The following is an 18,904-nucleotide window of genomic DNA, read 5'->3' as shown; positions in this document are numbered from 1 at the left end:
CGTCAGGCCTCCTTGGGGGCCGCGGGGGCGGCGGGACGGCGACGGCTGCCACGGATCGGCGGACGGGCGCCGAGGCGCTTCGGGTCCAGACCGGACATCGGGTGGCCGTCCGAGAAGAACTTCCGCCGCGCCAGCAGCGTGATCAGCGGCTTGGTGAAGAGGAAGATCACCACGATGTCGAGCAGCGTGGTCAGGCCCAGGGTGAACGCGAAGCCCTGCACCTTGCCCACCGACACGACGTAGAGCACGGCGGCACAGAGGAACGACACGAAGTCGGACACCAGGATGGTGCGCCGGGCGCGCGGCCAGGCGCGCTGGACCGCCGGGCGCAGCGGGGCGCCGTCGCGGACCTCGTCGCGGATGCGCTCGAAGTACACGATGAACGAGTCCGCGGTGATGCCGATCGCCACGATGGCGCCGCAGACCGCCGGCAGGTTGAGCGCGAAGCCGATGCCGTTGCCGAGGAGGCACATGATGGCGTAGGTCAGGATCGCCGAGACGAGCAGACCGGCGATGGAGACCAGGCCGAGGCCGCGGTAGTAGACCAGCGAGTAGATGATCACCAGGATCAGGCCGATCGCACCGGCGATCAGGCCGGCGTGCAGCTGGTCGCCGCCGAGCTGGGGCGACACGGTCGTGACGTCGCTGGTGGCGAAGGTCAGCGGCAGGGCGCCGTAGCTCAGGACGTTGCCGAGGCTCTTGGCGTCGTCCTGCGAGAAGCTGCCGGAGATCGTCGCGGAGCCGCCGGTGATGGACTGGCTGACGTACGGGTGGGAGACCACCTTGCCGTCGAGCACGATCGCGAACTGGTTCGCCGGGGAGGCCTGCGCGGCCAGGGCGGCGGTGGTGGTGGCGAACGCCTTGGAGCCGGCGTCGCTGAAGGTCAGGTCGACCTGCCAGCCGTTGGCGCGCTGGGTGTCGTAGCCGGCCTGCGCCTTGGAGACGTCCGAGCCGTTCACGGCGACCGGGCCGAGGGCGAACTTGTACCAGACGCCCTGCTCGTCGTCGTAGGAGCACGCGACGGCGTTCTTGGCGGCGTCCGACTGGTAGTCGGTGCGCTTGGTCTGGTCCGAGCAGTCCAGCGCGGCGAACTGCGCCTGCAGGTCGGCCGGGACGGTGCCCTGGGTGAGGGCGGCGCTCAGCTCGGCCGGGCTCATGCTGCTGGGGGCGGCGGTCGGCGTGGCGCTGCTGCTCGCGGCGGCGGCGGCCGACGCGGAGCCGGAGGCCTTCGCGGAGGGCGACGCCGAGGCCGACGGGTCGGCCTTCAGCGCGTCGCTGACCGCGCGACCGGCCTTGCTGGCGCTCGCGGAGGCGGTGGCCTTGCCGGACGGGGAGGCGCTGCCGGCGGGAGCGGCCGCGGCACCGGAGGCGGTCGCCGACGGGCTGGCGCTGCTGCTCGCGCTGCCGGAGGGGCTCGGCGAACCGGTCACGTCGGCCGGGTTGACCCCGGTCGGCGCGAGGGCGAGCACCGGACGGAAGTAGAGCTTGGCAGTCGTGCCGATCTGGGCGATCGCAGCCTGCTTGTCACCGCCGTTGGGAATGTTGACGATGATGTTGCTGTCGCCCTGGGTCTGGACCTCCGCCTCGGAGACGCCCATGCCGTTGACGCGCTTCTGGATGATGCCGACCGCGATGTCCATGTTGGACTTGTTGATCGCGGCCTTGTCGTCCGACTTCGCGGTCAGGGTGACGCTGGTGCCGCCGGCGAGATCGATCCCGAGACGCGGCGTCTTGCTGCCCGTCCCGAACATGAGGGCGACCAGTCCGACGGTGACCACCAGGATCAGGGCCAGCGCCCGCCCCGGGTAACCGTCGCGCTGGCGCGACTTGGGTGTTGCCACCTTGCTCGTTTCTCCCTGTCCATGCCGCCGCGGGCCGCACCCCGGTCCGGCTCTCGACGGGAAGGGGGAAGGCGGCGCTGGGCGGCCCTGAGATCATGTGGGGCCGGCGGCCGGATGCCGCACGGCCTGGCAGAGCCCGACCGTACTACTTGGTCCCGGGGGTCTCTCGGTCGGCCGTGACGCTGTCCGAGTCGTCCTTGGTGAGGCTGAGCGACCCGGCCTCGGCCTCGACGGCGTCCTCGGCGGGCGTCTCGTCGGCCGGCTCCTCGACGGGGCGGCCGTTGATGATCGCGTCGTACTCGAGCGGCTCCAGCACGGCGGCGATGGCGCCCTTGGTGAAGTACGTGACCACACCGGGGGCGATCTCGAGCTCGACGGTCTCCTCGTTGACCGCCTTGACCTGGGCGTACAGGCCACCGATCGTCCGCACGCCGGCACCGGGCTGGAGCGTCGCCTGCATCGACTGCTGCTGCGACTGGCGCTTCTTCTGCGAGCGGAACATCAGGAAGATCGCAACGATCGGGAGGAGAAGGATGATGAGATTAGCCACAGCCAGGGTCCTTTGCGGGCCGCCTTGCCCGGCGGCCTGGTATACGTCGGCCCGTCGGTCGAGAGGGGCGGTCCGGCGGAGTCTAGGCGACCCGCACTGATCGGACAACGCCAAGCATCGCATCCTGCCGCCGAAAGTGGCGACCCTTGGCATGCCCCCGTTTTTCGGCTGCGGGCTACCGGCCGTCCGGGAACAAAGAAGCCTGTCCGGACGTCCCGGGTCCGGCCCCCGCGATCGGCGGGGTCATCCCGAGGTGCTGCCACGCCGCCGCGGTGGCGATCCGCCCGCGCGGGGTGCGGGCGAGCAGGCCCTCCCGGACGAGGAAGGGCTCGGCGACCTCCTCGACCGTCTCGGACTCCTCCCCCACCGCGACGGCCAGGGTCGACAGGCCCACCGGGCCGCCGCCGAAGAGGCGCAGCAGGGCGGTCAGCACGGCCCGGTCGAGCCGGTCGAGCCCGCGGGCGTCGACCTCGTAGACGTCGAGCGCCCGGGTGGCGATCTCCCGGGAGACCCGGCCGTCGTGCCTGACCTGCGCGTAGTCGCGGACACGGCGCAGGAGGCGGTTGGCGATGCGGGGGGTGCCCCGGGAGCGGCCGGCGATCTCGGCGGCGCCCGCCGGGTCGATGGTGACGTCGAGCAGCGAGGCGGAGCGGTGCACGACCCGTTCGAGTTCGGCGGCGGCGTAGAACTCCATGTGGCCGGTGAAGCCGAAGCGGTCGCGCAGCGGCGGGGGCAGGAGGCCGGCCCGGGTGGTGGCGCCGACCAGGGTGAAGGGCGGGAGTTCCAGCGGGATCGCGGTGGCGCCGGGGCCCTTGCCGACGATCACGTCGACCCGGAAGTCCTCCATCGCCATGTAGAGCATCTCCTCGGCGGGGCGGGACATCCGGTGGATCTCGTCGAGGAAGAGCACCTCGCCCTCGGTGAGCGAGGAGAGGATGGCGGCGAGGTCGCCGGCGTGCTGGATGGCGGGGCCGGAGGTGATGCGGATCGGGGCGCCCAGCTCGGCGGCGATGATCATGGAGAGGGTGGTCTTGCCGAGCCCGGGCGGGCCGCTGAGCAGCACGTGGTCGGGGGCGGCGCCGCGCTTGCGGGCGGCCTGCAGCACCAGTGAGAGCTGCTCGCGGACGCGCTCCTGGCCGATGAACTCGTCGAGCAGCTTGGGGCGCAGGGCCGCCTCGACCGCCTGGTCCTCGCCGTCGGCGGCCGCCGCGACCAGGCGGTCGCCGGCCGGGTGGTCGGCGGGGTCGGAGTCGTACGGGCTCATCGGGGCGGGCTCCAATGTCGACAAGGTGACAGGTCGTCAGGCGGGTGGGGCGTCAGCGGCTGCGGTTGAGGCCGCGCAGTGCGGAGCGGAGCAGCGCGCCGACGTCCGGGGTGGTCTGCGCCTCGGCCTCCGGGGTGACGGCGGCCACCGCGTCGTCCGCCTCGCGCGGTGCGTAACCGAGGCCGACGAGCGCGGCGTGCAGCTGTTCGTGCCACGGTGCGGGGCCGGTCGCGACGGGCTTCTGCGCGGGGACGGAGCCGCGCGGCGCCCCGAGCTTGTCCTTGTACTCCAGGAGCAGCTTGGCCGCCTTGGCCTTGCCGATGCCGGGCACCGCGATCAGTGCCTTCTCGTCGCCGCCGGCGACGGCGGCGCGCAGCGCGTCCGGGCTGTGCACGCCGAGCATGGCCTGCGCCAGCCGGGGGCCGACACCGGGGGCGGCCTGCAGGACCTCGAAGAGCGCCCGCTCGTCGTCGTCCGCGAAGCCGAACAGGGTGAGCGAGTCCTCGCGCACGACGAGGGAGGTGGCGAGCCGGGCGCTCTCGCCGAGGCGGAGCCCGGCGAGCGTGGCGGGGGTGCACTGGACGGCCATGCCCACCCCGCCGACCTCGACGACGGCGGTGCCGGCCGCGATGTGGGCCACCGGCCCCTGGACGAACGCGATCATCGGACGTGCTCCTGACGTGCGCGGGGTGCCTTGGCGAGGGCGGCGGCGATGCGGTCCTGGGCGCCGCCGCGCCAGATGTGGCAGATGGCCAGGGCCAGCGCGTCGGCGGCGTCGGCGGGCTTGGGCGGGGCGTCCAGCCGCAGCAGGCGCTGCACCATCGCGGTGACCTGCGCCTTGTCGGCGCGGCCCGAGCCGGTCACGGCGGCCTTGACCTCGCTCGGGGTGTGCAGGGTGACGGGGATGCCGCGCCGGGTGGCGCAGAGCATGGCGACCGCGCTGGCCTGCGCGGTGCCCATCACGGTGCGGACGTTGTGCTGGGCGAAGACCCGCTCGACGGCGACCAGGTCGGGCCGGTGCTCGTCCAGCCACTGCTCCAGGCCCTGCTCGATCTGCAGCAGCCGGTGGCCGATGTCGGCGTCGGCCGGGGTGCGGACGACACCGACGCCGACCATGCGCAGCGGGCGGCCCGGGGCGCCGTCGACCACGCCCACGCCGCACCTGGTCAGCCCAGGGTCCACGCCCAGCACTCGCACCTGACGGCACCGCCTCTCCGTGTTGCGCCGCCCGGCCGGGGGTCCTGCGGGTGCCGGCCGGCGGTGGGCCGGTCCGGCGGCCTGCGGCCGGTGACCTGCGAAGGCTACCGGTCGCCTCCGACAGCGCCGCCGACGACACCGGCCCGGCGGTCCCGTGGGGGACCGCCGGGCCGGAAGGGGTGTCGGCTCACTCGGCGTCGAGCTGGGCACCGACCTCGTCGCTGATGTCGAAGTTGGCGAAGACGTTCTGCACGTCGTCGCTGTCCTCCAGGGCGTCGATGAGCTTGAGGATCTTGCGGGCGCCGTCGACGTCCAGCTCGACCTGCATGCTCGGGACGAAGTTGGCGTCGGCCGAGTCGTAGTCGATGCCGGCGTCCACCAGCGCGGTGCGCACCGCGACCATGTCCGTGGCCTCGGAGAGGATCTCGAAGGACTCGCCGAGGTCGTTGACCTCCTCGGCGCCGGCCTCCAGGACGACCTCGAAGACCTTGTCCTCGTCGACGCCGTCGGCCTTGGGGACGATCACGACGCCCTTGCGGTTGAACAGGTACGACACCGAGTTCGGGTCGGCCATCGAGCCGCCGTTGCGGGTCATCGCGACGCGCACGTCGGAGGCCGCGCGGTTGCGGTTGTCGGTGAGGCACTCGATGAGGACGGCCACGCCGTTGGGGCCGTAGCCCTCGTACATGATCGTCGAGTAGTCGGCGCCGCCGGCCTCGGCACCCGAGCCGCGCTTGACGGCGCGGTTGATGTTGTCGATCGGGACCGAGCTCTTCTTGGCCTTCTGGATGGCGTCGTAGAGCGTGGGGTTGCCGGTCGGGTCGCCGCCGCCGGTGCGCGCCGCCACCTCGATGTTCTTGATCATCTTGGCGAAGAGCTTGCCGCGCTTGGCGTCGATCACGGCCTTCTTGTGCTTGGTGGTAGCCCACTTAGAGTGGCCGGACATCGCCAGCTCCTTTACGTCGCCGAAGAGAAATGAACAGAGGAGATCCTACCGGTGCCGTCACCGGCGGGTGGCACACGGTCAGCGCGCCACCGCGCGGGATTCAGGCACCCTCGACCATGCGCACGAAGTACTCGTGCACCCGGTGGTCGCCGGTGAGCTCGGGGTGGAACGAGGTCGCCAGCAGGTGGCCCTGCCGGACGGCCACGATCCGGCTGTCCGGGCCGTCGGCGGCGGGCACCTCGGCCAGCACCTCGACGCCCTCGCCGACCGCCTCCACCCAGGGGGCGCGGATGAACACGCCGTTGACCGGCGCACCCTCCAGGCCGCGGAAGGAGACCCCCGACTCGAACGACTCGTTCTGCCGGCCGAAGGCGTTGCGGCGCACGGTCATGTCGATGCCGCCGACCGTCTCCTGGTCGTCCCGGCCGTCGAGGATCTTGTCGGCCAGCATGATCATGCCCGCGCACGTGCCGTAGACCGGCATGCCCGCCGCGACGCGCGCGCGCAGCGGGTCCATCACGCCGAAGAGCAGCGCCAGCTTGGACATCGTGGTGGACTCGCCGCCGGGGATCACCAGGGCGTCCACCTCGGCCAGTTCCTCGGCACGCCGCACCGGGCGGGCCACCGCGTCGGCGGCGGCCAGCGCTATCAGGTGCTCGCGGACGTCGCCCTGGAGGGCCAGGACGCCGATGGTGGGGGTGCTGCTGGACACGGTCTTTTCCTCTTCGGTCGTTGCTCGGGGGGGGCATGCACCGGCCCGGCGCGGGTGTTACCAGCCGCGGTTGGCGTAGCGCTCGGTCTCCGGCAGGGTGTCGCAGTTGATGCCGACCATGGCCTCGCCCAGGTTGCGGGAGGCGTCGGCGATGATCTTCGGGTCGTCGAAGAAGGTGGTGGCCTTCACGATGGCGGCGGCGCGCTTGGCCGGGTCACCGGACTTGAAGATGCCGGAGCCGACGAAGACGCCCTCGGCGCCGAGCTGGCGCATGAGCGCGGCGTCGGCCGGGGTGGCCACACCGCCGGCGGAGAACAGCACGACCGGCAGCTTGCCGAGCTCGGAGACCTCCTTGACGAGCTCGTACGGCGCGCGCAGCTCCTTGGCGGCGGCGTACAGCTCGTTGTTGTCGAAGCCGCGCAGCTTGGCGATCTCGTTCTTGATCTGGCGCAGGTGGCGGACGGCCTCGACGACGTTGCCGGTGCCGGCCTCGCCCTTCGAGCGGATCATCGCCGCGCCCTCGGCGATGCGGCGCAGCGCCTCACCGAGGTTGGTGGCGCCGCAGACGAACGGCGTGGTGAACGCGAACTTGTCGGAGTGGTTGACCTCGTCGGCCGGGGTCAGCACCTCGGACTCGTCGATGTAGTCGACACCGAGCGACTGCAGGACCTGTGCCTCGACGAAGTGGCCGATGCGGGACTTCGCCATGACCGGGATGGAGACCGCGGCGATGATCTCCTCGATCATGTTCGGGTCCGACATGCGGGCGACGCCGCCGTCCTTGCGGATGTCCGCGGGCACCCGCTCCAGCGCCATGACGGCGACAGCACCGGCGTCCTCGGCGATCTTCGCCTGCTCGGCGTTGACCACGTCCATGATCACACCGCCCTTGAGCTGCTCGGCCATGCCGCGCTTGACGCGGGCGGTGCCGATCTGCGGCTGGTCTGCGGTGATGGGGAGGGTGGACACGTAAGACCTCACTCGAAGATGAACCAGTGCTATCGACTAATCGTAGGCCCGGGACGCCCCTTACCGATGCGCCATACAGTCCAGCCGGAACGCCCGGGTACGACAAACAGTAACCGTTCAGGCGGGGGCGCCCTCCGGGGTGAACACCGCCGGGGGCTCGTCGTCCATCTCGAACGCCATCGGGAAGGGCGCGCGCCCCGCCAGGCGGAAGTACCGCACCAGACGGTGCTCGCGCACCGCACGGGCCGCGCGCACCGCGTCGTTGTGGAACCGCCGCGCCATCGGCACCCGCCGCACCGCGGCGGTCAGATCACGCACCGCCTCCTCGCCGCCGGGTGCCCGCAGCAGCACCTCCACCTGCTCCGGCTCGGCGAACACCGCGCGCAGGGCGAGGCTCAACTCGCTCTCCGCGACCTCCCGGTGCTCGTCCTCGGTCTGCCGGGCGGCGTGCGAGGCCTCGTACAGCAGCAGGGAGGCCGCGGGGTCCAGCAGCGCGGAGGTCGCCAACTCCTGCGCCACCGAGGCCCGGCGCAGGAGTTGGGCGTCGAGCGAGGCCCGGGCCGCGTCGATCCGCGCGTGCAGCCGGTCCAGCCGGCCGGCCGTCCAGCTCAGGTAGACGGCGGACACGACGACGGCCGCAACGGCCCAGATCCAGGTAGTCACGGGCGGAAACGCTACAGGGAGGCCGCCCGGTAGACGGCCGGGTCGAGCTCCACCACGTTGACGGCCAGGTGCACCCGCTCACCGGTGACGTACCGCTTGAGCAGGCCCAGCACCGCCTCGCTCAGCTCGGCGCGGGTCTGCGGGCTGCGCCCGGCCAGCACCTTCAGCTCCACGTACACGGCGGAGCGGCCGGCGCCGCCGTCGCCGAGGAACTCCTCCTCGGCGACCCGGAACCGGGTCTTGCACGCCTCCACCGTGGTGTTGATCACAGCGGCCACCAGCGGGTGCAGCTCGGCGGCGAAAGCGCGCCGGTCGAGGGCGGTCCCGGACGAGTGGTCGACGAAAATCTGCGGCACGACAGGCCTCCTAGTCCCGGGCGGCGAGGCCGAAGCGCTCCCGCCACCCCATGCGTTCGTCCTCGGCCACCGGCGGCATGCCGTCCGTGACCGTCTCGTACACCGAAAGGATGTCCGCGCCGACCGTCTCCCAGTCGAACCGCCGGACGTGCCGGGAGGCGGCCTCCCGGAGCTCGCGCAGCCGGTCGGGGCTGCCGAGCAGCTTGACGGCGGCCGCGGCCAGCGCGTCGGCGTCCTCGACCGGGAAGAGCTCGCCCGCCGCGCCGCCGTCCAGCACCTGGCGGAACGCGTCGAGGTCGCTCGCCAGCACCGGCGCACCGGCCGACATCGCCTCGACGAGGATGATGCCGAAGCTCTCGCCGCCGGTGTTGGGCGCGGCGTAGAGGTCGACGCTCCGCAGCAGGCTCGCCTTCTCGGCGTCGCTGACCATGCCGAGGAACTCCACCTGCGCGCGCACCTCCGGCGCCAGGCCCTCGACGGCCTCCTCCTCGTCGCCCTTGCCGGCGACCAGCAGCCGCACCCCCGGGCGCTCCGCGAGGATCCGCGGCAGGGCGGCCAGCAGCGTCGGCAGGCCCTTGCGCGGCTCGTTGATCCGGCCGATGAAGCCGATCGTCCCGGCCCCGCCCTCGGCGGCCCCGCCCTGCCAGCGCGGGTCCGGCTCGGCGTCGGCGAAGAACCGCACGTCGACGCCGTTCGGGATGACCACGGCGTCCCCGCCCAGGTGCTCGACCAGGGTGCGCCGGGCGTACTCGCTGACGGCGATCCGCGCGGACATCTTCTCCAGGCCCGGCTGCAGGATCGGCGAGGCCGCGATCATCGCCCGCGACCGCGGGTTGGACGTGTGGAAGGTGCCGACCATCGGCCCCGACGCCGACCACGCGGCCAGCATCGACAGGCTCGGCGAGTTCGGCTCGTGGACGTGCAGGATGTCGAAGCGGCCGTCGTTGAGCCAGCGCCGCACCCGGGCCGCCGACAGGATGCCGAAACTGAGCCGCGCCACCGAGCCGTTGTAGGGCACCGCGACGGCACGGCCCGCCGAAACGACGTACGGCGGCAGCGCCGACTCGTCCTCGGCCGGCGCCAGCACGGACACCTCGTGGCCCGTGCGGATCAGGTGCTCGGCGAGGTCGCGGATGTGGAACTGCACCCCGCCGGGCACGTCCCAGTCGTACGGGCAGACGATGCCGATCTTCATGCTGCGGTCCCCCGGTCGTTCGTCAGGTCGGACAGCCACAGCTTCTGCAGCATGTGCCAGTCCTCGGCGTGCTCCCGGATGCCCTGCGCCCACACGTCGGCGAGCGCCTGCACCATCGCGGCGCCCTGCTCGCGGCGGTCGCCCCCGGCGGGCGGGAGGATCTCCGGGTGGATCTCGGCCCGCATCACGGGGCCGTCGTACCAGAGCGTCACCGGGAACAGCGCCGCCCCGGTGCGCAGGGCGAGCGCCGCGGGGCCGGCCGGCATCCGGGTCGGCTCGCCGAAGAAGTCCACCGGGGTGCCGGCCTCCGACAGGTCGCGGTCGCCGAGCAGGCAGACCATCCCGCCGTGGCGCAGCCGCCGGGCGAGCGTGCCGACCACCGACACGTCGGAGCCGGTCAGCGCCAGCACCTCCATGCCCAGGCCCTCGCGGTACGCCACGAACCGGTCGAACAGCGACTCCGGCTTCAGCCGCTCGGCGACCGTCGTGAACGGGTACCCGCCGGCGGAGGCGATCCACGCGCCCGCGAGGTCCCAGTTGCCCATGTGCGGCAGCGCCATCACGGCGCCGCGACCGGACGCCATCGCCGCGTTGAGCTGCTCGATGCCCTTGAGGGTCATCGCGTCGGCGATCCGCTCCGCGCTCCAGGTGGGCAGCCGGAACGACTCCATCCAGTACCGCAGGTAGGACCGCATGCCCGCCCGGGACAGCTCGCGCAGCCGCGCCTCGTCCGCCTCCGGGTGCACCCGGCGCAGGTTGGCCTCCAGCTGCAGCACGCCCTTGCCCCGCCCGCGCCACACCCGGTCCGCGATCCGGCGGAACAGCGCCTGCGCCACCCGCTCGGGCAGCAGCTTCACCGCCGCCCAGCCGAACGCGTACAGCCCGTCGGTCAACCGCTCCTTCACGCCGCCCCCTCGACTCCCGCCGTCTCGCGGTCGGCCTCCCGGGCCTCCCGGCGCACCGTGAGGATGCGCTGCATCACCGTCACCAGGCTGCCCGCCGCGACCACCCAGAGGGCGAACGGCAGCAGCCACTCCACGTACGGCAGTCCGAAGCCGTGCAGGCCGGCGACGCCCGCCGCGACGAGCGTGATCACCAGCCGCTCGGCCCGCTCCACCAGCCCGGACACGTCCACCGGGAATCCGAGGCTCTCGCCCCGCGCCTTCGTGTACGACACCACCTGGCCGCTCGCCAGGCAGAAGACCGCAACGGCGCAGAGCAGGTCGTTGTTCCCCGTCCCGGAGTACCAGAGCGCGAGGCCGCCGAAGATCGCCGCGTCGGCGACCCGGTCCAGCGTGGAGTCCAGGAACGCCCCCCACTTCGAGGAGCGTCCCGCCTGGCGGGCCATGTTGCCGTCGACCAGGTCGGAGAAGATGAACAGGGTGATCGTGATCGTGCCCCAGAAGAACTCCCCGCGGGGGAAGAACACCAGGGCACCGGCGACCGACCCTGCCGTACCGATCAGCGTCACCGCGTCCGGGCTGACGCCCCAGCGCAGGAGCATCGCGGCGAACGGCGTCAGGACACGTGTGAAGAAGGCACGCGCGTATTTGTTGAGCATGGCCTTCCGGACCGCTCCGTCTCTCACCGGCATCCGCCCGCGGCCCCTGTGCCGCCGGGCGGCCGAGCGGATCGGCCCGCCCGGCTGGACAATGGTATCCACGCTGATCGCGGGCTCCGCCGCCCCACGCCCCGAGCCACCTCCCCGCACCTCCGGCCCGCGTCCCGGGAGCCCGCCGACCGCCCCGCCGGCCCGGCCGGCCCACCACGCACCGCCCCGCGGCACCGCCGCGGACCGTGAGCACCGCACGTGACGCACCCCACGGGAGAGCCCCGCCCGTGACCGGGCACCGCACGCCACCCGCGCGAGCGCGCCGCAGCCACCCGCGAACCGCAGGAGAGCAGCCATGGCGGACCGAGCAGCCACCCACACCGCGGCCCCCACCGTCGAACGACCCGACCGGCTCCGCAACGTCGTCCTCCTCGGCGGCACCGGAGCCGGCAAGACCACCCTCGTCGAGTCGCTGGCGCTCACCGCCGGCGCCCTGACCCGGGTCGGCAGCGTGCCCGAGGGCACCACCGTCGCCGACCACGAGGAGATCGAGCACCAGCAGCAGCGCTCCGTCCAGCTGGCGCTCGTCCCGCTGGCCTGGCAGGACTGCAAGATCAACCTGCTGGACGCGCCCGGCTACGCCGACTTCGCCGGCGAGCGGCAGGCCGCCGTCCGCGCGGCCGAGGCCGCCCTGCTGGTGGTCTCCGCCACCGACCCGGTCTCCGCCCCCACGCTCGCCCTGTGGCGCGAGTGCCGGGCGGCCGGTCTGCCGACGGCGATCGTGCTGACGCACGTCAACGCCGTCCGCGTCCGCCTGGACGAGGTGCTCGCCGCCCTGCGGGACGCCCTCGGCGAGGGCCACCCCGACACCGTCCTCCAACTGCACGACAGCACGCTGAGCAACGGGCGGCTGCTGGGCTCCGTCGAGCTCCTGAGCGGCCGCCGGTACGGCGAGCCCGGCGACCTCCCGGAGCTCGACGCGGACCGCGGCCACCTCGTCGAGGCCATCGCCGGCGAGGACGACGCCCTGCTGGAGCGCTACGTCGCCGGCGAGGAGCTCGACGCACCCGCGCTCGCCGAGGCGCTCCGCCGCGAGTTCCTCGCGGGCACGGTCCACCCCGTCGTGGCGACCGCGCCGCCGGACGGGCCGACCGGCACCGCCCCGGGCGCCGCCGAGCTCCTCGACCTGATCGCCGCCGCCTTCCCCTCCCCGCTCGACCGCCGTGACGACCTGCCGCCGTGCGACCCGGACGCCCCGCTCGTCGCGCAGATCGTGCACACCGGCGAGGACCCGTACGTAGGCCGCCTCAGCCTCGCCCGCGTCTTCGGCGGCACGCTGCGCCCGGACACCGCCGTGCACGTGCCCGGCGGCGCGGACGAGAAGGTCACCGGCCTGAGCTGCCCGTTCGGCAGACAGCAGCGGCCGGTGCCGCACGCGCTGCCCGGCGACCTCGTCTGCCTGGCCAAGCTCACCACCGCCCGCACCGGCGACACCCTGGCGGCGGACGGCCTGGAGGCCCTGCCGCCGTGGCCGCAGCCCGAGGCGCTGCTCCCGGCGGCCGTGGAGGCCCACAGCAAGGCCGACGAGGACAAGCTCTCCCAGGCCCTCGCCCGGCTCTCCGCGCAGGACCCGGCGCTGCGGGTCGAGCAGAACCCCGACACCCACCAGCTCGTCCTGTGGTGCACCGGCGAGGCCCACCAGGCGGTCGTCCTCGACCGGCTGCGCAGCCGGTACGGCGTGCACGTCGACACGGTCGACTACAGGGTGGCACTGCGCGAGACCTTCGCCGCGAGCTCCAGCGGGCACGGCCGGCACGTCAAGCAGTCGGGCGGCCACGGGCAGTACGCGATCTGCGACCTCACCGTGGAGCCGCTGCCCGGCGGCGGCTTCGAGTTCGTCGACAAGGTGGTCGGCGGGTCGGTGCCGCGCAACTTCATCCCGTCGGTCGAGAAGGGCGTGCGCGCGCAGCTCGCGCACGGCGTCCTCGCCGGCTACCCGCTGGTCGACGTCCGCGTGACGCTGACCGACGGCAAGGCGCACTCGGTCGACTCCTCCGACGCGGCGTTCCAGACCGCCGGCGCGCTGGCGCTGCGGGAGGCCGCGGCGCAGGGCCGCATCCAGCTGCTCGAACCCGTCGACGAGGTCCACGTGCTGCTGCCCGACGAGTACCAGGGCGCCGTCCTGAGCGACCTGTCCGCCCGCCGCGGGCACGTGCTCGGCACCGAGCCGGGCGGCCCCGGTCTCAGCCTGGTGCGCGCCGAGGTGCCGGAACTCGAACTCACCCGCTACCCGGTCGAGTTGCGGTCGATCTCGCACGGCACGGGGCAGTTCTCCCGCAGCTACCTGCGGCACGCCCCGATGCCGGCCGGCCTCGCCGCCCGGTACGAGCACGCGTCCTGACCGGCCGCCGCGCGCCCGCCTACGGCACCGCCCGCCGGCCGGGCAGCGCACAGGCCGGGGTGCCGCCGGGCATCCGGTGCCGGTGGCGGGCCACCGCCCGGTACACGGCCGCGGCGAGCGGCCGCACCGGCGGCAGCGCGAGGAGCGCACCGGCGTACGCCCAGGCGCCGCCGGAGCGCATCAGGAGCCGGGCGACCGCCTGCGCCCCGCCGTACACCTGCCCGCCGGGCGTCAGCCAGAGCACCTCCTGCCCGGTCCGGCCGGCGGTCACCAGGCCCCGGCCGCCGACGCGGCGGTCGAGCGCGGCAAGGTCGGCGCGCTGGTACGGCACCGCCTCCCAGCCGCCCGAGGACAGGCTCGCCCGCGGGTAGCGCGCGGCCCAGTCGACGCAGGTGGTGCAGAAGGCGCAGTCGCCGTCGAAGACGAGCAGCGGGTCGTGCGCGGGGAGGTCGGTGCGGTCGGCCATGTCCGGAATCCTCCCTCATCCGGGGGGCGTCCGGCGGCTGCCGCACGCCGGAGGATCGAACCGGCCGCGGAGTGGGCATGATCCCCCGTGACGTGCGGCGGACCGGTGCTGACGCCTGTTCGGACGATCACGCCCGAACGTGCTCCGCAGCACGGTAACCTGCCGCTGACAAGGGCAGACCAGGGGATGGAGGGGCAGCCGCCGTGACCCAGCTCGACATGACCCCGGGCGCGCAGATACCCCGTACGGACGTCGGCCCGCAGACCGCCGCCACCCAGGCGCTGTCCTCGGCCGCCTACCGCGACGGCAGTTTCCGCGAGCTCGGCGACAAGCTCGGCGCCACGCTCAAGAACGGCAAGTTCGAGCTGTTCCGGCCGAGCGTCGGCGAGGCGTTCAGCCGGGCCGTGATCGACCGGACGCTGCCGGCGAAGCGCAATCCGCTGGTCCCGTCGTTCGGCACCGACGTGCGCATGGTCGTCGAGCACTGCCTGGCCGCGCAGGAGCTGCGCAACGCCCGCGACCGGCAGCTGACCCTGGTCACCCTGGTGTGCGGCGTGCTCTTCCTGCCCGGTGCGCTGGTCTGGCTGGCGGCGTTCCAGGCGCGGGCGGTGGTGAAGAAGAGCCATCCGGCACGGGAGGGCTTCTACGGCACGCTCGCGCTGCTGGCCGCGGCGGCGCTCGCGGTGCTCTTCGTGGTGCGGCCGCCGTTCGCCGGGCCGTGGACGCTGTACTTCCGGCTGATGATGCTGGCGCCGGTGGTGGGCTGGTTCGTCGCCAAGCGGATCTGCCTGCGCAGCACCGTCGAACTGCGGTCCCGCTGGGGCGGGCTGCTCGACGGCGGCGTGGTCGCGGCCACCGTGCCGAAGGCCGTCCCGCGGGACGACCTGGACCGCAAGGCGACCGACCTGCGCGCGAGCCTGGAGCGGCTCACGGCCGAGCAGGAGACCAACATCCAGCACTACGCGGGCAAGAAGGGCATCCTCGGGGCGGGGATGCGCTGGGTCACCGTGGAGATGAACGAGGACCTGCGCCCGGCCGACGGCCAGGCCGACTTCCGCACGTTCCACCGCTGGGACCTCGCCCGGAAGATCGCCGAGCGGCTCGGCGGCGTCGCGGCCAGCGAGGTGCCGGGCGGCACGATGCCCCATGTCTCGGTGCACCACTGGGTGGTGCAGGACCTCCCGGAGGGCGCCGACGAGATCGGCCGGCCCGGCACGCCGGAGATGGACGGCTACCGGATGCGCGACTTCGGCATCCAGCAGATAGCGAACCGGCAGACCATCGGCACCGACACCGACGCCCTGGTCGCCGCCCAGCTCGTGCTGCACAACGGCCAGGTCGTGGCCACCGTGACCGTCAAGATCACCATCCTGGGCCGCAACCTGCGGGTCTCCGCCTACGGGCACGCGCTCGGTCCGATCAACGGCCTCTTCACGGGCAAGCCGAAGCCCAGGGAGACGAAGGTCCCGAAGACCGGCAAGTTCTGGGAGGAGCGCACGATCGTCCACCCGCTGGTCGACGACGACGAGGTGGTGCGCCAGGCGGTACGGGCTCCGCTGATGCGGATCCCCGGCCTGCTCACCTGGCTCGGCGGCTCGCTCGCCCTGCCGGAGCCCTTCTGCCTGCGGCAGGCGTGGACGGACCCGACCTGGAACCGCCGCGCGATGTCGGACTCGGTGCTCTACACCGCGCAGCCGCTCTTCAACGCGGTGCAGGCGGCGACCATCGAGTTCCTCGCCGACCACGACGTGGACGTCGACCGGTTCACCAACCGGTCCAACATCAGCCGTTCGGAGAACCAGGCCGTCCGCCCGTTCCGGGCCGACGCCTACGACGCCGGCTAGGACGCGCACGCGAGGGCCCGCGCCACCCGTCCACCGGGGGGCGCGGGCCCTCGCCGTCGTTCCGGGTCAGCCCTGCGGCCAGGCGTCCGCCAGCATCTTGCGGGTGTCCGCGAGCAGCTGCGGCAGCACCTTGGTGTGGCCGACGACCGGCATGAAGTTGGTGTCGCCGCCCCACCGCGGCACCACGTGCTGGTGCAGGTGCGCGGCGATGCCGGCCCCGGCCGCGGCGCCCTGGTTCATGCCGATGTTGAAGCCGTGGGCGCCCGAGGCGGCCCGCAGCGCGGTCATCGCCCGCTTCGTGAAGACCGCGAGCTCGGCCGTCTCGGCGTCGTCCAGCCCGGTGTAGTCGGCGACGTGCCGGTACGGGACGACCATGAGGTGGCCGCCGTTGTACGGGTACAGGTTGAGCACCGCGAAGACCGCGCTGCCGCGGGCGATGACCAGGCCGTCCTCGTCGCTCAGCGAGGGGATGCTGCAGAACGGGCAGCCGTCGTCGGGCGCCGGGCCGGTGGGCTTGTTCTCGCCCTGGATGTACGCCATCCGATGGGGGGTCCACAGGCGGCGGAAGCCGTCCGGCTCACCCACGCCCCGCTGCACTTCGGGCTCACTCGTCATGCCGGCCAGCATATTCGGCCTGCTGCGCGTGCCAAGCAGCCAGGGGCGGGCTCTTCCGGGCCCGCCCCTGGTGTGCCGGTCGGCCGAGCCCCGGATCAGACCTGGATGCGGCGCTGCACGGCGTCGACGATCTCGGCGACCGCGTCGGCGATCGGCACGCCGTTCTTCTGCTCGCCGCTGCGGTAGCGGAAGGACACCGCGCCGGCCTCGACGTCGTCGTTGCCCGCGATCAGCATGAAGGGGATCTTCTGCTTCTGCGCGTTGCGGATCTTCTTCTGCATGCGGTCGTCGGAGGAGTCGACCTCGACGCGGACGCCGTGCTTCCTCAGCTCGGCCGCGACCTCGCGCAGGTACGGGATGTGCTCGTCGGTGATCGGGATGCCGACCACGGTGACCGGGGCGAGCCACGGCGGCATGGCGCCGGCGTAGTGCTCCAGCAGCACCGCGAAGAACCGCTCGATCGAGCCGAACAGCGCACGGTGGATCATGACCGGGCGCTGGCGGTTGCCGTCGCCGCTCTGGTACTCCAGCTCGAAGCGCTGCGGCAGCTGGAAGTCGACCTGGATGGTCGACATCTGCCAGGTGCGGCCGATGGCGTCCTTCGCCTGCACGGAGATCTTCGGGCCGTAGAAGGCGGCACCGGCCGGGTCGAGGACGAGCTCCAGGCCCTGCTTCTCGGCGGCGGCGCGCAGGGTCTCGGTCGCCTCCTCCCAGTCCTCGTCGGAGCCGATGAACTTCTCCGGGTCCTTGGTGGAGAGCTCCAGGTAGAAGTCGTTCAGGCCGTAGTCGCGCAGCAGGTCGAGCACGAAGGTGAGCAGCGAGTCGAGCTCGTCCGCCATCTGCTCGCGGGTGCAGTAGATGTGCGCGTCGTCCTGGGTGAAGCCGCGGGCGCGGGTCAGACCGTGCACCACGCCGGACTTCTCGTACCGGTAGACCGTGCCGAACTCGAAGAGCCGCAGGGGAAGTTCGCGGTACGACCGGCCGCGGGAGCGGTAGATCAGGTTGTGCATCGGGCAGTTCATCGGCTTGAGGTAGTAATCCGTCTCGCCGTCGAGCTTCATGGGCGGGTACATGCCGTCGGCGTACCAGTCGAGGTGCCCGGAGAGCTCGAAGAGCGTGCCCTTGGTGGCGTGCGGCGAGTAGACGAACTCGTAGCCCGACTCCTCGTGGCGCTTGCGCGAGTAGTCCTCCATGACCCGGCGCATGATGCCGCCCTTGGGGTGGAAGACGGCGAGGCCGGAGCCGATCTCCTCGGGGATGGAGAAGAGGTCGAGCTCGCTGCCGAGCTTGCGGTGGTCGCGCTTGGCGGCCTCCTCCAGGAACTCCAGGTGCGCCTTCAGCTCGTCCCGGGTCGGCCAGGCGGTGCCGTAGAGCCGCTGCAGCTGCGGGTTCTTCTCGCTGCCGCGCCAGTACGCGGCGGCCGAGCGCATGATCTTGAACGCCGGGATGTGCCGGGTGCTCGGCAGGTGCGGGCCGCGACAGAGGTCGCCCCAGCAGTGGTCGCCGGTCTTGGCGTCCAGGTTGTCGTAGATGGTGAGCTCGCCGGCACCGACCTCGACGCTCGCGCCCTCGCCGGCGGTGGCGGCGGAGCCCTTGAGGCCGATCAGCTCCAGCTTGAACGGCTCCGCGGCCAGCTCCTCGCGGGCGGCCTCGTCGGTGACCACCCGGCGGGAGAACTTCTGCCCCCGCTTGATGATCTCCTGCATCTTCTTCTCGACGGCCTTGAGGTCGTCGGGGTGGAACGGCTTCTCGACGTCGAAGTCGTAGTAGAAGCCGTCCTTGATCGGCGGGCCGATGCCGAGCTTGGCGTCGGGGAAGACCTCCTGCACGGCCTGCGCCATGACGTGTGCGGTCGAGTGCCGCAGGATGTCGAGGCCGTCCTTGCTGGAGATCGCGACCGGCTCGACCTCGTCGCCGTCCTGCACCGCGTAGGCGAGGTCCTTCAGCGCGCCGCCGACACGGGCGGCGATGATCGCACGGTCGTCGGCGAAGAGCTCGGCGGCCGTGGTGCCCGTGGTCACCACGCGCTCTTCCCGATCGGGTTCGCGGTTGATGATGATCCGGACGTCGGTCACCGGTCTCTCCTGACATCTGTGGTCCGCGGCACTCTGCTGCGTCCCTCGATGGTACCGAGAGCGGCAGGCCGGATGCGCACCGCGCTCACCGTCGCGCCCCGTGCGTCCCGCGGGCCCCTCCGGCGCGGGGAGTCCGCCACCGGACACCCGGCCGGGCCCCCCGCCGGACACCCCGTCGGGCGTCCCGCGCACGGCACCGCGGCGGCCACGGTTGAGCGCCCGTCAACTGCGGTATCACCAGTGCAGAGCACGGCGCGC

18 protein-coding genes are annotated in these 18,904 nt (G+C 72.8%); 2 read left to right on the top strand and 16 right to left on the bottom strand.

The features are described 5' to 3' along the window. Nucleotides 1-2: 2 nt before the first annotated feature. From secD to pgsA, 13 genes are all read right to left on the bottom strand, one after another. Entirely contained in the window at nucleotides 3-1,841 is a 1,839-nt protein-coding gene (secD, locus tag SNE206_RS01330; protein ID WP_407911431.1) for a protein translocase subunit SecD, read from the bottom strand. A gap of 145 nt (nucleotides 1,842-1,986) precedes the next feature. After that, entirely contained in the window at nucleotides 1,987-2,391 is a 405-nt protein-coding gene (gene yajC, locus SNE206_RS01325) for a preprotein translocase subunit YajC (protein ID WP_407911430.1), read from the bottom strand. A 175-nt stretch (nucleotides 2,392-2,566) separates the two neighbouring features. Continuing rightward, on the bottom strand, nucleotides 2,567-3,655 hold the full coding sequence (gene ruvB, locus SNE206_RS01320; RefSeq protein ID WP_407911429.1) for a Holliday junction branch migration DNA helicase RuvB: 1,089 nt from the start codon (nucleotides 3,653-3,655) through the stop codon (nucleotides 2,567-2,569). A gap of 52 nt (nucleotides 3,656-3,707) precedes the next feature. Next, nucleotides 3,708-4,319 (bottom strand): Holliday junction branch migration protein RuvA, encoded by a 612-nt coding sequence (gene ruvA / locus SNE206_RS01315; protein ID WP_407911428.1) that lies wholly within the window; start codon nucleotides 4,317-4,319, stop codon nucleotides 3,708-3,710. Continuing rightward, nucleotides 4,316-4,852: a crossover junction endodeoxyribonuclease RuvC gene (gene ruvC, locus SNE206_RS01310; protein ID WP_407911427.1), complete on the bottom strand. Its 537-nt coding sequence runs from the start codon at nucleotides 4,850-4,852 to the stop codon at nucleotides 4,316-4,318. Before ruvC ends, ruvA begins: the two co-directional genes overlap by 4 nt. Before the next feature lie 187 nt (nucleotides 4,853-5,039). Next, nucleotides 5,040-5,798, bottom strand: a complete 759-nt coding sequence (locus SNE206_RS01305; protein WP_407911426.1) for a YebC/PmpR family DNA-binding transcriptional regulator — start codon at nucleotides 5,796-5,798, stop codon at nucleotides 5,040-5,042. Nucleotides 5,799-5,898: 100 nt separating this feature from the next. Then, nucleotides 5,899-6,510 (bottom strand): pyridoxal 5'-phosphate synthase glutaminase subunit PdxT, encoded by a 612-nt coding sequence (pdxT, locus tag SNE206_RS01300; protein WP_405010417.1) that lies wholly within the window; start codon nucleotides 6,508-6,510, stop codon nucleotides 5,899-5,901. 57 nt (nucleotides 6,511-6,567) lie between these two features. Continuing rightward, complete coding sequence (gene pdxS, locus SNE206_RS01295) at nucleotides 6,568-7,479, bottom strand: pyridoxal 5'-phosphate synthase lyase subunit PdxS (RefSeq protein WP_407911425.1); 912 nt, start codon at nucleotides 7,477-7,479, stop codon at nucleotides 6,568-6,570. A gap of 117 nt (nucleotides 7,480-7,596) precedes the next feature. Beyond that, a complete protein-coding gene (locus tag SNE206_RS01290) occupies nucleotides 7,597-8,142 on the bottom strand; it encodes a hypothetical protein (protein ID WP_407911424.1) in 546 nt (181 codons plus the stop codon). An 11-nt stretch (nucleotides 8,143-8,153) separates the two neighbouring features. Beyond that, on the bottom strand, nucleotides 8,154-8,498 hold the full coding sequence (locus SNE206_RS01285) for a 5-carboxymethyl-2-hydroxymuconate Delta-isomerase (protein ID WP_407911423.1): 345 nt from the start codon (nucleotides 8,496-8,498) through the stop codon (nucleotides 8,154-8,156). A 10-nt stretch (nucleotides 8,499-8,508) separates the two neighbouring features. After that, the gene (locus SNE206_RS01280; RefSeq protein WP_407911422.1) at nucleotides 8,509-9,693 is read right to left on the bottom strand and encodes a glycosyltransferase family 4 protein; all 1,185 of its coding nucleotides are present in this window, start codon (nucleotides 9,691-9,693) and stop codon (nucleotides 8,509-8,511) included. Beyond that, nucleotides 9,690-10,598 carry a phosphatidylinositol mannoside acyltransferase gene (locus tag SNE206_RS01275; RefSeq protein WP_407911421.1) on the bottom strand — a complete coding sequence of 303 codons (909 nt, stop codon included), beginning with the start codon at nucleotides 10,596-10,598 and terminating at the stop codon, nucleotides 9,690-9,692. The genes SNE206_RS01280 and SNE206_RS01275 overlap by 4 nt, the downstream gene beginning before the upstream one ends. Further along, a complete protein-coding gene (pgsA, locus tag SNE206_RS01270; RefSeq protein ID WP_407911420.1) occupies nucleotides 10,595-11,254 on the bottom strand; it encodes a phosphatidylinositol phosphate synthase in 660 nt (219 codons plus the stop codon). The genes SNE206_RS01275 and pgsA overlap by 4 nt, the downstream gene beginning before the upstream one ends. Nucleotides 11,255-11,600: 346 nt before the next feature. On the opposite strand from pgsA, the gene SNE206_RS01265 reads away from it, so the two are divergent. After that, entirely contained in the window at nucleotides 11,601-13,646 is a 2,046-nt protein-coding gene (locus SNE206_RS01265) for an elongation factor G (protein ID WP_407911419.1), read from the top strand. A gap of 19 nt (nucleotides 13,647-13,665) precedes the next feature. Here SNE206_RS01265 and SNE206_RS01260 read toward each other — a convergent pair whose 3' ends face one another. Continuing rightward, nucleotides 13,666-14,112, bottom strand: coding sequence for a thiol-disulfide oxidoreductase DCC family protein (locus SNE206_RS01260; protein ID WP_407911418.1), 447 nt, complete (start codon nucleotides 14,110-14,112; stop codon nucleotides 13,666-13,668). A 203-nt stretch (nucleotides 14,113-14,315) separates the two neighbouring features. On the opposite strand from SNE206_RS01260, the gene SNE206_RS01255 reads away from it, so the two are divergent. Beyond that, complete coding sequence (locus SNE206_RS01255; RefSeq protein ID WP_407911417.1) at nucleotides 14,316-15,956, top strand: hypothetical protein; 1,641 nt, start codon at nucleotides 14,316-14,318, stop codon at nucleotides 15,954-15,956. Between the two features lie 66 nt (nucleotides 15,957-16,022). Here SNE206_RS01255 and SNE206_RS01250 read toward each other — a convergent pair whose 3' ends face one another. Both SNE206_RS01250 and thrS read right to left on the bottom strand, forming a co-directional pair. Then, nucleotides 16,023-16,583 (bottom strand): HIT family protein, encoded by a 561-nt coding sequence (locus SNE206_RS01250; RefSeq protein WP_407911416.1) that lies wholly within the window; start codon nucleotides 16,581-16,583, stop codon nucleotides 16,023-16,025. Nucleotides 16,584-16,666: 83 nt separating this feature from the next. Further along, on the bottom strand, nucleotides 16,667-18,646 hold the full coding sequence (thrS, locus tag SNE206_RS01245) for a threonine--tRNA ligase (protein WP_407911415.1): 1,980 nt from the start codon (nucleotides 18,644-18,646) through the stop codon (nucleotides 16,667-16,669). Nucleotides 18,647-18,904 lie beyond the last annotated feature (258 nt).

It is taken from the genome of Kitasatospora sp. NE20-6 (genome assembly GCF_045862635.1).
Note: the sequence above shows the minus strand (reverse complement) of the source record. Positions and strands in the feature narration are given on the sequence as shown.